Source organism: Antarctobacter heliothermus (assembly GCF_900188425.1).
Classification (GTDB): domain Bacteria; phylum Pseudomonadota; class Alphaproteobacteria; order Rhodobacterales; family Rhodobacteraceae; genus Antarctobacter; species Antarctobacter heliothermus.
Genome location: NZ_FZON01000008.1, coordinates 86,142 through 100,893, shown reverse-complemented (window position 1 = coordinate 100,893; position 14,752 = coordinate 86,142). Strand labels below are relative to the sequence as shown.

Below are 14,752 nucleotides of genomic sequence, written 5' to 3'. Positions count from 1 at the left end.
TCAGGCTCCTTGCGAATCGCGCAACGTCGCCAGCCCGTCCCAGACGGGGGCGAGGCCATCGCGCGTTTGCCGATAGGTGTTGAAAAGTCTGTCATAGATGGGAACAAGGCCCGGATCGGGGGCTTCCGGCTCTCCCAATAACGGGGTTGTCCATTGCGCGATGCAGGCGTCCATCGTGTCGAACGCCCCGATTGCGACCGCTGCCATCATGGCGCAACCTGCCGCACCGGCCTCATCGCGGGAGGACACCCGTATGGGGGTATTGAGCGACGCGGCAAGAACCCGCCGCAATGCGCCCGACCGCGCCGCGCCCCCGGTCAGGCGCAATTCGTGGGGCATATCGCCCATTGCGGCGTAGCAATCCCGCGTCGCCATGCCGAGTCCCTCGACCACGGCACGGATCACGTCCGGGAAGCGATGCGAGGCATTCAGCCCGACAAGGCTGGCCCGTGCATCGGCATTGACGAAAGGCCCCCGTTCACCCGCCTCGGAGATGTAGGGGTGATAGATCAGCGCGCCGGGGCGCGAACGGTCCATCCAGCCGTCAATCCTTGCGACCAGTTCGGCGTGCGATGGCGCCGCGCCGAACTCGGCCATCAGATCTTCGGCCACAGCCAGTGCCCAGTCGATATTCAGCGTTGCGGCCATGTTGGTCTGCACCTGAGTGACAAGGTCAGGGGACGGCAGGCAGATGACATAGCCGGTGCCTTCGGCGTTCAGGTGCACCTGACCCGAAGCCACCGTGCGCATGTGAACCCCGGTAGAGCCCACCGTGGAACAGGCCGTGCCCGCATCACCGGTATGGACGCCCGCACCAAGGGCGGTCATCACCATGTCGACATATCCCAGCGAAACCGGAGTGCCCGCAAGCAGTCCTGTCTGTGCGGCGGCACTTGGCGAAAGTGGCCTTGTCTCTTGTGACCCGTCAAGAATGTCCGGCAGCAGGTGTCTGCGGCTGTTCAAGCCCAGAGCCTCGATCACCACGTCGCTATACTGTCGAGTCCGGAAATCGCCGAAGGTGAAACTTGCCTCGGACGGGTCCGTCGCCCGTACCCCGGTGAAGTTGAGAAACAGCCAGTCCTTGCAATGCAGCGCCACTTCGGCGCGATCCAGACGTTCGGGGCAAACCCGCGCCATATGCGCCAACTGGCTGCCCTGCTGGCAAGTGTTGAGGCCGGTTCCGGTTGCCTCGAACCGGGCGCGTTCATTGGGGCCGCGGGTCAGTTCCCGCACCGTAGGCGCGGCCCGTGCATCAAGCCAGAGCCAGGCATCGTCCACCGCAGTGTTGTCCTTCCCGACCAGCCAGGTTCCATCCCCCTGACCGGTCAGCGCGACGGCTGCCGTGCGCTTGGCCAGCCCTTCGACCTTGTCGCCCAGGCCACGCAGGGCGGCAGCGCAGTCGGCCCATGTCCGGGACAGCGATTGCGTGGCTGAACCGTCGGCACCCATGGCATAGGAGTTGCGTACAGACGCAGAGGCCAGCTGGTGCCCGGCCAAGTCAAAGGCCACGGCCTTGATGACGGATGTCCCGGCGTCCACGCCGATGATCAGTTCCGGCGAATCGGCCATGTATCCCCCCCGTTGTCGCTGCTAGCCACCCTGGCCTCTCCTTTGTGACGGCGTGTGGAGTCCGCGTCCTCTCAAGTGCCTCGCGCAGGGGTTCCGATACGTTCAGAAAAGGCAGCGCACTGCGCGTGGTTGAGTAATGGCTAACACAAAAAGTTTTCCCTGTCTGTATTTTTTTGCAGACGCTGTAAAAATTTTCATATACGGTTGAATCAGTCAGCCGCACCTTTAGTGGTGTGGTGAGTCGCTGATCCAGACGCGGAATTGAGGAGTTCCCGGACCAGTGGCAGGGGAGGAAAGGCTCAACATCAATCGGTTGACCATTTCCATCAGATAAAGGCGTCGACCACTTTCGGCGCAAAAGCACTGCGGCCCGAGTTTCCGGGTCGGACAGCAAAGGGGCACGTCCGCAATGGCCAGTACCGGAACCTTATCTGCCAGCACCTCCAAGGCGACGCGACGCAAGGCAATCATCGCTCTCGCAGGGGTTGTGTTGTTGGGCGCTATCGTCATCGACACCAAGGTTGTGTCCATCGGGGGCGAAGAGGACTTGCGCCAGCAGGCTTTCAACCCTGACAGGTTCGGTGAACAAGAGTTTCCGCGCGTCCGGGACTATGTGACCGGCAAGGCCCCCGAGGCGGCAAAGCTTGCCGAAGAACTGGCAGCGGACAAGAAGGCCGCGATTGCCGCCTATGGCACCATGGCGGGGGCGTTTCCCGTGATGCCTGTGTCCTTTACCGGCGTTGCCGGCGATGGCAAGTCAGGTGTGTTTACCATCAGTGTCGACGGCTTGCCGGATGGCGTTGGCGTGCGGGTTCAAACCGGCCCCGCGATCAACGGCACGGAATTGCGCGACATCACCGGCGACATTGAGTTCGGCGCTTTCAAAAACCAGATCGAGTTTCAGAACGCCGGCGCCGGTATCAATCGAGCCATGGCGGCAGAGGTCCTTTCCGGTCTCGATCGCGATGCGCTGACCGGCAAGACGATCACCGTCACCGGCGTTTTCACCATGATCAACCCGAAAAACTGGCTGGTGACCCCAGTTGCCTTCGAGGTGCAGTGATGAAATCCCCGATCCACGACGAAACCCCGACAATCACGCCCGACAAGGTCGAAGTGGTCCTTGCGGCGCGCGATGTCACCAAGAGCTTTGGCGCGGTTCACGCATTGAAAGGCGTCAACTTTGACGTCCATCGCGGTCAGGTTACGACGCTTTTCGGTGAAAACGGCGCTGGCAAGTCGACGCTGATGAAAATTCTCTCGGGCGTGCAACTCCCCACAACCGGAGAGCTGATACTCGACGGCAAGCCGGTCGAGATCAAGTCAACCGTCGAGGCGCGCGAGCTAGGCATCTCGATCATTCACCAGGAACTGTCGCTCGCCCCCAACATGAGCGTGCGTGACAACATCTTTATGGGTCGTGAGATCATGGGCGCGCGAGGCGTCAATTTCGCCGAGGAAGAGCGTCAGTGCCGCGCGCTGATGGCAGAACTTGAAGAAGACATAGATCCGCTGACCACGGTTGAGGACCTGCGCCTGGGTCAGCAGCAGATTGTCGAGATCGCCCGCGCGCTGAGCGTCAATTCCCGTATCCTGATCATGGACGAGCCGACATCGGCGCTATCCGCCTCGGAAGTCGAGGTGCTGTTCAAGGTGATCCATGACCTGAAGGCCAAAGGCGTGTCGATTGTCTATATTTCGCACCACCTCGAAGAGGCATTGACCATCACGGATCATGCCGTTGTTTTGCGTGATGGCAACATGACCGCCTATGCCCCTCGTGCAGAGATCGATCTGGAATGGATCGTGCGCAACATGGTGGGCGAGAATTTCGACCTAGGCTCGCCGCCGGACTCAACCTTCGGAGACGTTGCGTTGTCGGTACAGAACCTCTCTGTTCCGGCTCCTAGCAGTTCGGGTTACTCGGTGGTCGACAGGCTGTCACTGGACGTGCGTCAGGGCGAGATCGTTTGTATCTATGGGCTTATGGGTGCCGGTCGCACCGAAATGATGGAATGCATCGCCGGGCGGCTGCCGTCCTCGGGTGGCAAGATCAGCCTGCATGGGCACGAGATCGCCGGAATGACCATCGCCCAGCGGATTGAGGCCGGGCTTGTCCTGACACCAGAAGACCGCCAGCGCGACGGGCTTGTGCAGACCATGACGGTGGGTCAGAACCTGTCGCTTGCCTCCATTGGGGCCTTTACCCGGCGCTTGTTCACGTCAAAATCCGACGAGCAGGAAATCATCGAACGCTCGATCCGTGAGGTCACCATCAAGACCGATGGCGGAGGCGCGGCCATTGGCTCTTTGTCTGGCGGCAACCAGCAAAAGGTGGTGATCGGCAAGATGCTGGCCACCAAGCCCACGGTCGTCCTGCTGGATGAACCGTCACGCGGGATCGATATCGGTGCCAAGGCGGAGGTGTTCCGCCTGCTTGCCGAAGGCGCGAAACAGGGCCTTGCCGTGGTCTACTCGACCTCCGAAGTCAGTGAATGCCTGTCCATCGCCCACCGCATCATCGTCATGCACAAGGGCAAGATCTCGGCCACTTTCGGGCCAGGGGCGACCAAAGAGCAGATCATGGCCGCCTCGGGCGAGGTGAACCTTGAGCACAGCCTGACGGCGGCCTTTGGCCTCGATTTCTGTGAGGTGGTCACCGACTTGCATCAACAAGATCTGGCGCTGGGCCCACTTGGCATCGCGGGCAGCAAGTTTCTATCGTCGGAAATTGCCAGTGGACGCAACAAGGTGATCGGGGTGGGGCATGGCCGGACCTTGCTGGCCTGCGTCGAAAACCTGGAACGGATACAGGCGCAAGACCTCAAGGTTGTGTCCCTGATGGGGGCGCTGACCACCGGTGCCGACGTGAACCCGCACGCTGTCGTTTCCAAACTGGCAGAGCTGACCGGGGCACAAGCGGCGTCGATGCCTGTGCCGTTTGTCGCCAATACAATCGCCGACCGGGATGTCCTTTTGGGTCAGAAAGCCGCTCGGCAGGCCGCGGACCTCGCCCGACAAGCGGACCTGATGGTCGTCGGCATCGGTACTGCGCTACCAGAGGCCGAACTGGTGACCACCGGCATGATCGAACCGGAAGAAATGGCAGACATTGCCAAGGCTGGCGGTGTTGGCGAGATGCTTGGCCACTTTTTCGACAAGCGCGGCAAGCCGGTGGGGCAGCAGGTCAGTGAACGCATTCTGACCCAGCCGCTGGATCAGTTGAAAGGTCGCCGCATCGTCGCGGTTGCAGGAAGCGCGATCAAGACCGACGCAATCAAAGCCATTCTGGAAAGCGGCCTGCTGCGCGGGCTGATCATCGACGAACACACCGCCCGGGCCATTGCCGACATGGACAAGCCCGCCGCAGTTCAGACCTGAAACGGAGAGTTTCGACATGACAGATGTCACCAATAACAAGAAGTCCAGCTCCGGTGGGCTGATGGCAAGCGTGTTCGGCGAAGATGCCACCTTTGTGCAAATCCTGCTGGAAGGCCGCGCCTTTTTCGCCCTGATCGCGATCATCGCGATCTTCTCTTTCCTTTCACCGAACTATTTCAGCCTCTCGAACTTTCTGATCATGACCTCGCAGGTGGCCATTTTCGGGCTGCTTGCGATTGGGATGCTTCTTGTCATCCTTTCGGGCGGCATTGATCTGTCGGTGGGATCAACCCTTGCGCTGTGCGGCGTCTTTGCGGGCTTCCTCATGCAGGGGGTCGAGTTTGAATCGCTTGGCGTCATTCTCTACCTGCCTGTTTGGGCCGTGGTCGTCTGCACCTTGGCAATGGGGGCGTTTGTCGGTGCCGTGAACGGCGTGCTGGTGGCCTTTTTCAAGGTGCCGGCTTTTGTCGCCACGCTGGGGTCCCTGTATGTCGCGCGCGGCGCGGCGTTGCTGATGACCAACGGCCTGACGTTCAACAACCTTTCCGGGCGTCCCGAACTGGGCAATACCGGCTTTGATTGGCTGGGCTTCAACCGTCTTTGGGGTATCCCGATCAGCATCTTCGCGCTGACCGCTCTTGCCGTCGGTGTACATCTGTTGCTGTCGCGGACGGCCTTCGGGCGCTGGCTGTATTCGACGGGCGGAAACGCAAGGGCCGCAGAGCTTTCGGGCGTGCCGGTCAAGAGCGTGCTCATCTGGGTTTACGTCCTGTCGGGGATGTGCGCGGCCATCGCCGGAATCGTGTTGAGCTCACAACTTACTTCGGCTGGTCCAACCGCGGGCACGACCTATGAACTGACGGCCATCGCCGCGGTCGTGGTGGGCGGGGCGTCGCTGATGGGCGGGCGCGGCACGGTTCAGGGCACCCTGCTGGGCGCGTTCGTGATCGTGTTCCTGGGGGCCGGTCTGGTCATCGTGGGCGTCAGTTCCTACTGGCAGACCGTCTTTACAGGCGCGGTGATCGTGCTCGCCGTGATGCTCAACTCCATCCAATACGGGGGCAAGAGCCGCAAAGGCTGACCCCCATCGCAATTCGCGCACTTCGGGTGGAATGACCCGACGCGAAAATCGCCGGGCAACCGGCAACAACGAAAACCCAAGGGAGATTTCAGAAATGTTCAACATCACCAAGCGTGCCTTGCTGGCCGCCGTCACCTCGCTGCCGCTTATGGCGGGCTCGGCCTGGGCCGAGGGTCTGATCTCGATCATCGTGACTGACCCGGCAAACCCCTATTGGTTTACCGAAGGCGAAGTTGCCAAGGCGACTGCCGAAGAGCTGGGCTATGAGGCCACTGTTGCGGCCCACAAAGGCGACACCAACGTCGAGTCAAACCTTGTCGATGCCGCGATCACGAACAAAGCGGTGGCGATCATCCTCGATCCAGCCAACGCCGACGGGTCGGTTGGTGTGGTCCGCAAGGCAACCGAAGCTGGGATCCCTGTTTTCCTCGTGAACGCCGAGATCAACGAGAGCGGTATCGCCATCGCCCAGCTGGTTTCCAACAACGCACAAGGTGCCGCGCTGGGTGCTGTTGCCTGGCAGGAGATCGTCGGCGACGAGGCAAAGTATGTAGAGTTCTTCGGCAACCCGGCAGACAACAACGCGGCGACGCGGTCCAACGGGTACAAGACGGTTCTCAGCCAGTATCCCGGACTTGAGAAAGTCGCCGAGGAAGTGGCCAACTGGGACCGGACCCTGGGCTATAACAAGATGCAGTCGATCATGCAGGCCAACCCGGATATCGACGCGGTCATCTCGGGCAACGACGAAATGGCTCTGGGCGCGATTGCCGCGCTGAAAGAGGCGGGACGCCTTGAGGGCGTGGTTATCGGCGGTTTCGACGGATCGCCTGATGCTGTTGCCGCCGTCAAAGCGGGCGAGATGGCCTATACTGTTCTCCAGCCGGTGGCCGTTTTCTCTCGTGAGGCCGTGATCCAGGCCGACTACTACATCAAGAACGGCTCTCCCATGGTTTCCGATGAAAAGCAGCTGTTTGATTGCCTGCTGATTACCCCGGAAAATGTGGCCAACTACACAGCACCGTTCACGCTGTCGGAATAATCCCGGCCGGATGAATGCCCTTGCCTCAGGAGCCAAGCCAACGCGTGGCTCCGGCGAGGAATAGGAAAATCCGTGGGCGGGACAGTGTTCCGCCCACGGGCCTTTTGCCAACTGTTTTTGCTGGGTTGGTTTCTGGGCTCGGTACGCCCTAACTGCGGCACAGCGAATGCCCGGTACAACATCGCGTGCTGTCCATCAGCCCTGGACGCTGCGCAACACTCTGGCGGCAGCGACACCGGCGACGGCCCCTAGAAAGTGGGATTCCCAACTGACACCGGGTTGGCCGGGCAGGACGCCCCAGATCATCGTGCCATAAACCACCACCACCCCGGCCGCCACGATCAGCGGCACCAGGCGCTTTTCCACCAGCCCGCGCGCGACGAGGAAGGCGAACCAGCCAAAGATCAATCCCGAGGCCCCGACGTGGTTGCCCGGTTGACCAAAGAGCCAGACGCCAAGCCCGCCAAGGCCAACAATGATGACCGTCGCGGGCAGCGCCACCTTGCGGGCGGTCACCGCAAGCAGCCCGCCCAGCAGCATCAAGGGCACGGTATTTGCGGCGGCATGTGCCACAGAGCCGTGCAGAATGGGCATGAACAGGATGCCGTCCAGCCCGCCAACCGCGCGCGGCCGCAGGCCAAACCATCCATTGAGCGTGTAACCCAAGAGCAGATTGACCGCCTCTACCCCCCAGATCACGGCCACAAAAATGGCAAGCCATCGAAAACGACCAAGATCCACCACGCGTCTCCCACTGTTCACACGGGGAGGTGCGTAACACGAGAAACAGGGGCAAAGAAGCCGCGCGCGTGTCGGATCGAAGGCCGATGCGCCCGACGTGCAGCTTTTGCCTGTTCGTCGGGCTTCGGGGGCCGGGTCGGAACTCGGCCTACAAAAAGAGGGTTGCCGTTCCCGGCACCAGCGCCACAAACACCAGAACCAGCAGCATCACCGCGATAAAGGGCAGGGTGGCGGCGAAAATTTGTTCGACGGACGTATCCGGATCGTTCAACGTGTTGTGTACCGTAAAGACCGAGATCCCGAAGGGTGGCGTCAGCAGGCCGATCTCGACTGCGATCACGGTGACAATGCCAAAGTGCATCAGGTCCAGCCCCATGCCCAGCGCGATCGGGGCGGCGATGGGCACCATGATCAACAGAATAGACGTACTGTCGAGGATCATGCCCATCAACAGGATGATCGCGGCATAAAAGAACATGAATCCCAATGGCCCAAAGCCTGATCCGGTGACCATATCCGCGATGGCATTCGGCAGCCCGGCAATGGCCAACATCCGCGAATAGAAAGAGGCCGCCACCAACAGCAACAAGATCGAGACAGAGATCACGCCGGTCTGTTTCATCACTTGCCACAGCTTTTTGCGGTCAAGGCTGCGGCGCGACAGCGCTACGATCAACGCGCCAAAGGCCCCGATACCGCCCGCCTCTGTCGGGGTAAAGAACCCGGTATACAGCCCGCCCAGCACCAGAATCACCAGCGCGATGATCGGGCTTAGTTTTCGGATCATGGTGCCGCGTGGCATCGGTGTGAAATCGCGGTCCAGACGGCGGGCTTTGACGTCGTCCGGGTCTTGCAGGACAAAGCGCGGGAACAGCGCGGTGATGCTGACCAGCATGGCAACAAAACCACCCGCCAACAACAGGCCGGGGACGATGCCCGCAATGAACATGCCGCCGATGGAAACCTCTGCCAGCACGCCGTAGATGATCAGCAGCAGGCTGGGCGGGATCAGCATGCCCAGCACCGACGATCCGGCCACCGTGCCCGCCGAAAAGGCCGGACGATAGCCGTGGCGCGTCATTTCCGGCACGGCCACGCGGGTAAACACCGCAGCCGAGGCGATAGAGACGCCGGTGACGGCGGCAAAGATCGTGTTGGCGGCCACGGTCGCCACGCCAAGACCGCAGATCATGCGCCGCAGCAACTCTTCGGCGACTTCAAAGGTGTCACGCCCGACGTTTGACACGCTGACCAGAAGTCCCATCAACACGAACAGCGGAATGGTCGCAAAGAGATAGTCTGCAATCCCGGAATAGGCAGTCAGTTCCAGCATCCGAAAGGCCAGCCCCAAATTGTCGCGGATTATCCAGATCCCGACAAAGGCCACGGAAAAGAGAGCATAGGCGATCTGCATGCCCAGCAGGACCAGCAGGATCAGCGCCGCGATCAGGATAAAGCCGATTGTCAGGGTGGTCATCGCGGGATCCTCAGGGTTCGGGTTTCCTGCACCGCCCGGTAAAGCGCGGCAAGAGCGGCGGTGGCGGCGCCCAATACGGTGATCCCCCGAAAGGGCCAGGTGGGGATGGTCCAGACACCCTGTACGCCAAAGAACTCTGAGGTTTCCCAGGCGCTTGCGAATTTCGGCCAAGAGGCCCAGACGATCAGCGCAAAGACCACGGCGCCGGTCAGGCAGAACAGCGCCTCTATCACAACCACCGCGCGGGGAGAGGCGCGGGCGATCCGGCGCACAAGGAAATCTGCCCGTGTGAGGCGCCTTTGCAGGATGGCGGCAGGGACTTGCAGGAACACGATGGCGACCACGGTGCGCGCTGCGATCTCAGATACGCCGGTGATGGGCATGCTCAGCAGGTTGCGCCCGATCACGTCCGCGACGATCAGCAACATCAGCGCCCCGATGGCCGCCGTGCCGACCGCAGACATTGCCGCAGCCAGACCGCCCAGGGCCGCGCCCAGCGGTGCTTGCGAGAAAGGCGGAACAAAGCCCTCACCGAAATCCTCGCTTGTGTCTTCGCTCATGCCGTTGCCCCGCAGTCAAACAAGCGTCTGCCCGGCCATATCTGACCGGGCAGACAAATGGTCAGGTTTTGGTCCTCAGAGACCGTCGTCCCAGTTGCGCAGCGGCTCTGCGCCACGTTCCCGCAGGGCTGCGAAATAGGCCTTGAGGACGGTTTTGCCGGCCTCGCCGGTCTGTTCCAGCCACGGTTCGATGATATTGGGCAGACCGTTGACCCATGCGGCTTTTTCCGAATCGGGCAGCTGGTGGATGGTCAGACCGGCCTCCTGCATCTCACCCAGCGCGCGTTCGGCCAGATCCCCGACATAGTCGCCGTGGGCAATCGACGTTGCCTTGGCGGCCTGACGCATGGCATCGCGCACTGGGGCGGGCAGACCGTCAAAGAAATCCTTGTTGGCGGCGATCCCGCCGAAATACATGGATCCGATGCCGACGCGGGTCAGTTCCGGGGCAACCTCGTAGACGCGTGTCGGCAGGATGCCGGATGCAAAGGACAAGGTGCCCTCTGTCACGCCAGTCTGGATGTTGGTGTAATAGGTGGTCAGCGCGCCATCGACGGGCGTGGCCCCTGTCTCACGCAGCCAGTTGGCCGATGTGCCCGGCGCGTTCAGCTTGCGGTTTTGCAGGTCTGCCATCGAATTCACCGGGAAGGTGGCGTAGATGTCATAGCTGTCGGTGATGAGTGAGCTGAGGTGGACCATGCCGTTCTGCGCCCAGCTGTCTTTCAGCTCTGGCAGGTTTTCGGACAGGTCGTCAAAGATCTCGATGATCATGCGGTGATCTTCGGTGGCGAAGGGCGTGAAATAGGTCACGTTCTGCAACGGCATGTTGGCGCCTTCCCAGACCGTGCCGACCATGCCGATGTCGACGATCCCGTCCATGACCGCCTCACGCGTGTCGGTGAACTTGTACAGGGTGCCGGCATAGCTTTCGGCCCAGTTGACCTGGTAGTCGCCGGTTTCGGACAGGATGCGGTTCACCTCGGGCTGAAAGGTGTTCTTCATCGCGTAGACCCAGATGTTGGCCTCGGGGTGCGATGAGCCGATGTTGACCGTGACGGTCTGTTGGGCAAAGGCGGCGCTGCCCAGAAGCAGCGCGGTTGCCGTGGTGATGGCTGTCAATTTCATTTCGTTCCTCCCTAGGATTGGGGCGTTTGCCCCATTGTTTTCAGTCGGTGATCGTACCCAGCGCGCGCAGAATGCGTTCGGGCGTAAATGGCATTTCCGTGACCTGCGCACCCAAAGGCCGCAGCGCGTCGTTGATTGCGTTCATGACGGCGGCGGGCGCGCCTGCGGTGCCCGCCTCTCCGGCGCCCTTGGCCCCCAGTTCGCTTTCCTTGGTGGGCGTTTCGACGTGGCCGATGATCATGTCCGGCATTTCCGCCGCCATGGGCACGAGGTAGTCGGCCATCGAGCCGTTCAGCAACTGCCCCTCTTCGTCATAGTGGATTTCCTCGAACAGCGCGCCGCCCAGACCCTGTACGATGCCGCCCCGGATCTGTTCGTCCACCAGTTGCGGATTGATGATCCGCCCGCAATCCTCGACGCACCAGTGTTTCAGCAAGGTGACGACGCCGGTGTCGGTATCGACCTCCAGATAGCTGGCCTGCACGCCGTTGGTGAAGGCAAAGGGGTAATCCATCGTGATGTAGTGCCGCGTCTGTACCAGTTCGCGGGGCAGCCCCTTGGGCAGCGTGTCGCCACGGAAATAGACGATGCGCCCCAGCTCATGAAGCGGCATCCGCGCCACGCCGCTGTCCGCATCGACAATCTCGCCGTCGCGGATGTCCAACGCGCCCTGATCGGCCTGCAACATGGCAGCGGCCACCTCAAGGATCGACTCGCGCAGCGCGCGCCCGGCCTTCAGCGCCGCCTCACCGCCGATGCCTGCGCCACGGGACGCCCAGGTGCCGCCACCATAAGGCGTAACCTGGGTGTCGCCGGTGATGATGCGCACCTTGTCCGGGGTGATGCCGACGCTTTCGGCGACGATCTGGCTGAGCATCGCCTCAGTGCCCTGACCCTGTTCGGTCACACCCGACAGCGCCACAACCGATCCGTCCGGGTCCATGCGGACGGTGCACCCGTCCTGCGCCGAAATGCGCGCGCCGCCGATGCCGTACATAAACGGCGACGGGTTGGTCAGTTCGATAAAGGACGCGATGCCGATGCCGCGATGTTTGCCACGCTTGCGGGCCTCTGCCTGATCGGCGCGCAGGGCGTCGTAGTCCATCAACTCCATCAGCTTGTCCATCGAGGCGTGATGCGACAGCCCCTCGAACCGCATCTTGGCGGGTGAGGTCACCGGATAGGCGTCGTCGGCAAACATGTTGCGGCGGCGGATCTCGACCGGGTCCATGCCAATGGCAGCGGCGGCCATGTCCACCAGCCCCTCTGTGATCGCGACGGCGATGGGATGGCCGACGGCGCGATACTGACATGTCGGCGTCTTGTTCTGAAACACCACTGACGTCCGCGCCCGGTAGTTGGCGAAATCATAGGGGCCGCCGCAAAGGTTCACGACCTGGTTGCCCTCGATGGCAGAGGTGCGGGGATAGACCGAATAGGGGCCGATGCCGGTCCAGTCGTCCACGTCGATGGCAAGGATCTTGCCCCCTGCGTCGACGGCGATGCTGGCCTCGATCTCATGGTCACGGGCGTGGATGTCGGTGGTAAAACTTTCCAGCCTATCGGCGATGAACTTGACGGGCCGGGACATGATCTTGGCGATGGCGGCGGTGGCGACCTCGTCGGGGTAGACATGAACCTTGATGCCATACGACCCGCCGACATCGCCGCAGATCACGCGAACGCGACCTTCGGGGATGTCCAGGTGCGTGGCCAGCACGGTCTGCATCATGTGCGGCGCCTGCGTGGCGTGATAGGCGGTCATCTGCCCTTCGGCGGGGTTCCAGTCCACCAGGATAGAGCGCGGTTCCAGCGTGACGCCGGTGTGGCGCGCGGTGCGGAACCGGGTGGTGATGACCTTGTGCGCGCCTGCCATGGCATCATCGACGGTGCCTTCTTCGTGCAGGCGACGAAAGGCAAGGTTATCGCCCAGTTCGGGGTGGATGACGGGTGTGTCCGTGTCCAGCGCGGTCATGGTGTCGGTGACAACGGGCAGCGGATCATAGTCGACGTCAACCAGCGCGGCGGCGTCTTCGGCGGCGGCGCGCGTCGTGGCGACCACGGCCACCACAGGCTCACCGACCCAGACGGCGCGGTCTATCGCCATCGGGTGTTCCGGCGGTGATTTCAGCCCCTTGAGGTGTTCCAGAACGGCCACCCACGGCGTGCAGACCTCTGCCAGATCGGGCCCGGTAAAGATCCGCAGCACACCTTTGACGGCGCGCGCCTCTTCTGTGTCGATGGACACGATGCGGGCATGGGCCAGCTGCGAGCGGACGAAAACGACATGCGCCATGCGCGGCAGCACGATGTCATCGACATAGCGCCCGCGCCCTTGCACCAGCTTGCCCGCGTTGGGGCGCGGGACCGTCTTGCCAATGTAGGAATTGGGCCGGTCGGGATTTCCGAAATTGATGGTCATGCCGTTCCCCCCTTGGCGCGTGACCGGGCGACCAGTTCGACAGCGTCCACGATGGCCTCGTACCCGGTGCAGCGGCAGTAGTTGCCCGACAGGTGTTCGCGGATCTCCTCGCGTGAGGGTTGCGAATTGCGCGATAGCAGATCCTCTGCCGCGACCAACATTCCGGGGGTGCAGAACCCGCATTGCAGGGCGTTTCGGGCAACAAAGGCGTCTTGCAGGTCGGTGATTTCGGCGCGGTCGGTCAGGCCCTCAATGGTCCAGACATCGGCCCCGTCCGCCTGCGCGGCCAGCATCAGGCAGCCGCGCACGGCCTGCCCGTCGACGCGGATCGTACAAGCGCCGCAGACACCGTGCTCACAGCTGGCGTGCGCGCCCGTCAGGCTCTGGTCCAGACGCAGGAAGTCGATCAGATGCTGACCTGCCGGAACGCGGGCCTCGACCGGCTCGCCGTTCACGGACAGAGAGATGTCTATCTTGTCTCGAAACATGTCGGTCATGTGCGTTGGTCTCCGATACGCGCCACAGCCCGGCGCAACAAAACGCTTGCAAGGTGGCGGCGGTAGGCGGCGCTGGCCTGTGTGTCCGAGGGCGGGTCGATCTCTGTCGCCAACGCGGCAACGGCACCATCCAGATCACCAGCGTCGAGCGCGGCCATGGTTGCGGTGGCCAGAACCGGCACCGACCCCACGGAAAAGAGCGATAGCCGATGGCCGGAGGCGCGACGCACAAGGCAGACCCCCGCCAAGGCATAGTCGCCGGACCGGCGGGCAACCTCTTCCAGCACCTGCGCCTCAGTCGGCTCGGCCAGGGGCACTGACAGCGCGGTCAGTATTTCCCCGTCTTCGATGGCCGTGGTGAACACGTCCTCAAAAAAATCCTCAACCGCGATGTCGCGGCTGCCGTCCGGTCCCTGCACATGGATCGTGGCCCCCAATGCCAGCGCGCAGGCAGGAAACTCTGCCGCCGGATCGGCATGGGCCAGCGCGCCGCCAATGGTGCCCCGGTTTCGGATCGCTGCGTGCGCGATGAACTGCACGGCCTGTGTCAGCAGCGGCGCATGTTCGGCAACCAGTGGGTCGCCCCCCACCTCGACGTGGCGCGTCAACGCGCCGATGCGCAGGCGATCCCCGGCGACCGTGATGCCCGACAATTCCGCGATGCGGGAAATATCAACCAGCATATCCCCGGTGGAAAGCCGCATGTTCATGGCGGCGACAAGGCTTTGCCCACCGGCCAGAATGCGGCCCTGACCGTCCGATTGTGCCAGCAGATCCAACGCATGGCGCACGTCTTGTGCCCGGGCATATCCACCCGCCGATGCTTTCATGGCCAACTCCCTTCTCCCTTGACCAGC

Annotated in this window: 12 protein-coding genes; 4 read left to right on the top strand and 8 right to left on the bottom strand. The window is 62.3% G+C overall.

Annotated features, from left to right (window positions below; genetic code table 11):
* Nucleotides 1–1,569 (bottom strand): FGGY-family carbohydrate kinase, encoded by a 1,569-nt coding sequence (locus tag CHB90_RS06455; protein ID WP_089277040.1) that lies wholly within the window; start codon nucleotides 1,567–1,569, stop codon nucleotides 1–3.
* A 409-nt stretch (nucleotides 1,570–1,978) separates the two neighbouring features.
* Here CHB90_RS06455 and CHB90_RS06450 point away from each other — a divergent pair, with 409 nt between their 5' ends.
* From CHB90_RS06450 to CHB90_RS06435, 4 genes are all read left to right on the top strand, one after another.
* Complete coding sequence (locus CHB90_RS06450) at nucleotides 1,979–2,632, top strand: DUF2291 family protein (protein WP_089277039.1); 654 nt, start codon at nucleotides 1,979–1,981, stop codon at nucleotides 2,630–2,632.
* Nucleotides 2,632–4,950 carry a sugar-binding domain-containing protein gene (locus CHB90_RS06445; RefSeq protein WP_089277038.1) on the top strand — a complete coding sequence of 773 codons (2,319 nt, stop codon included), beginning with the start codon at nucleotides 2,632–2,634 and terminating at the stop codon, nucleotides 4,948–4,950. The genes CHB90_RS06450 and CHB90_RS06445 overlap by 1 nt, the downstream gene beginning before the upstream one ends.
* Before the next feature lie 16 nt (nucleotides 4,951–4,966).
* Nucleotides 4,967–6,031, top strand: coding sequence for an ABC transporter permease (locus tag CHB90_RS06440; protein ID WP_212591571.1), 1,065 nt, complete (start codon nucleotides 4,967–4,969; stop codon nucleotides 6,029–6,031).
* A 94-nt stretch (nucleotides 6,032–6,125) separates the two neighbouring features.
* Nucleotides 6,126–7,073, top strand: coding sequence for a D-ribose ABC transporter substrate-binding protein (locus CHB90_RS06435; RefSeq protein WP_089277037.1), 948 nt, complete (start codon nucleotides 6,126–6,128; stop codon nucleotides 7,071–7,073).
* 195 nt (nucleotides 7,074–7,268) lie between these two features.
* Here the strand turns inward: CHB90_RS06435 and CHB90_RS06430 are convergent, their stop codons facing one another.
* The 7 genes from CHB90_RS06430 to CHB90_RS06400 all read right to left on the bottom strand — a co-directional run bounded on the left by CHB90_RS06430 (nucleotide 7,269) and on the right by CHB90_RS06400 (nucleotide 14,725).
* The gene (locus CHB90_RS06430) at nucleotides 7,269–7,814 is read right to left on the bottom strand and encodes a rhomboid family intramembrane serine protease (protein WP_245823183.1); all 546 of its coding nucleotides are present in this window, start codon (nucleotides 7,812–7,814) and stop codon (nucleotides 7,269–7,271) included.
* A gap of 148 nt (nucleotides 7,815–7,962) precedes the next feature.
* A complete protein-coding gene (locus CHB90_RS06425; protein ID WP_089277035.1) occupies nucleotides 7,963–9,291 on the bottom strand; it encodes a TRAP transporter large permease in 1,329 nt (442 codons plus the stop codon).
* Nucleotides 9,288–9,851, bottom strand: coding sequence for a TRAP transporter small permease subunit (locus tag CHB90_RS06420; protein WP_089277034.1), 564 nt, complete (start codon nucleotides 9,849–9,851; stop codon nucleotides 9,288–9,290). The genes CHB90_RS06425 and CHB90_RS06420 overlap by 4 nt, the downstream gene beginning before the upstream one ends.
* Nucleotides 9,852–9,926: 75 nt before the next feature.
* A complete protein-coding gene (locus CHB90_RS06415; RefSeq protein WP_089277033.1) occupies nucleotides 9,927–10,976 on the bottom strand; it encodes a C4-dicarboxylate TRAP transporter substrate-binding protein in 1,050 nt (349 codons plus the stop codon).
* Between the two features lie 40 nt (nucleotides 10,977–11,016).
* The gene (locus CHB90_RS06410) at nucleotides 11,017–13,398 is read right to left on the bottom strand and encodes a xanthine dehydrogenase family protein molybdopterin-binding subunit (RefSeq protein WP_089277032.1); all 2,382 of its coding nucleotides are present in this window, start codon (nucleotides 13,396–13,398) and stop codon (nucleotides 11,017–11,019) included.
* Nucleotides 13,395–13,895, bottom strand: coding sequence for a (2Fe-2S)-binding protein (locus CHB90_RS06405; RefSeq protein WP_089277031.1), 501 nt, complete (start codon nucleotides 13,893–13,895; stop codon nucleotides 13,395–13,397). The genes CHB90_RS06410 and CHB90_RS06405 overlap by 4 nt, the downstream gene beginning before the upstream one ends.
* Nucleotides 13,892–14,725, bottom strand: a complete 834-nt coding sequence (locus CHB90_RS06400; RefSeq protein ID WP_089277030.1) for an FAD binding domain-containing protein — start codon at nucleotides 14,723–14,725, stop codon at nucleotides 13,892–13,894. The genes CHB90_RS06405 and CHB90_RS06400 overlap by 4 nt, the downstream gene beginning before the upstream one ends.
* Nucleotides 14,726–14,752: the final 27 nt, after the last annotated feature.

Excerpts from the sequence above, each read along its gene's own strand:
- CHB90_RS06410 (WP_089277032.1), bottom strand. The coding sequence starts at position 13,398 with ATGACCATCAATTTCGGAAATCCCGACCGGCCCAATTCCTACATTGGC.
- CHB90_RS06405 (WP_089277031.1), bottom strand. The coding sequence starts at position 13,895 with ATGACCGACATGTTTCGAGACAAGATAGACATCTCTCTGTCCGTGAAC.
- CHB90_RS06455 (WP_089277040.1), bottom strand. The coding sequence starts at position 1,569 with ATGGCCGATTCGCCGGAACTGATCATCGGCGTGGACGCCGGGACATCC.
- CHB90_RS06400 (WP_089277030.1), bottom strand. The coding sequence starts at position 14,725 with ATGAAAGCATCGGCGGGTGGATATGCCCGGGCACAAGACGTGCGCCAT.
- CHB90_RS06450 (WP_089277039.1), top strand. The coding sequence starts at position 1,979 with ATGGCCAGTACCGGAACCTTATCTGCCAGCACCTCCAAGGCGACGCGA.
- CHB90_RS06415 (WP_089277033.1), bottom strand. The coding sequence starts at position 10,976 with ATGAAATTGACAGCCATCACCACGGCAACCGCGCTGCTTCTGGGCAGC.
- CHB90_RS06425 (WP_089277035.1), bottom strand. The coding sequence starts at position 9,291 with ATGACCACCCTGACAATCGGCTTTATCCTGATCGCGGCGCTGATCCTG.
- CHB90_RS06440 (WP_212591571.1), top strand. The coding sequence starts at position 4,967 with ATGACAGATGTCACCAATAACAAGAAGTCCAGCTCCGGTGGGCTGATG.
- CHB90_RS06435 (WP_089277037.1), top strand. The coding sequence starts at position 6,126 with ATGTTCAACATCACCAAGCGTGCCTTGCTGGCCGCCGTCACCTCGCTG.
- CHB90_RS06445 (WP_089277038.1), top strand. The coding sequence starts at position 2,632 with ATGAAATCCCCGATCCACGACGAAACCCCGACAATCACGCCCGACAAG.
- CHB90_RS06420 (WP_089277034.1), bottom strand. The coding sequence starts at position 9,851 with ATGAGCGAAGACACAAGCGAGGATTTCGGTGAGGGCTTTGTTCCGCCT.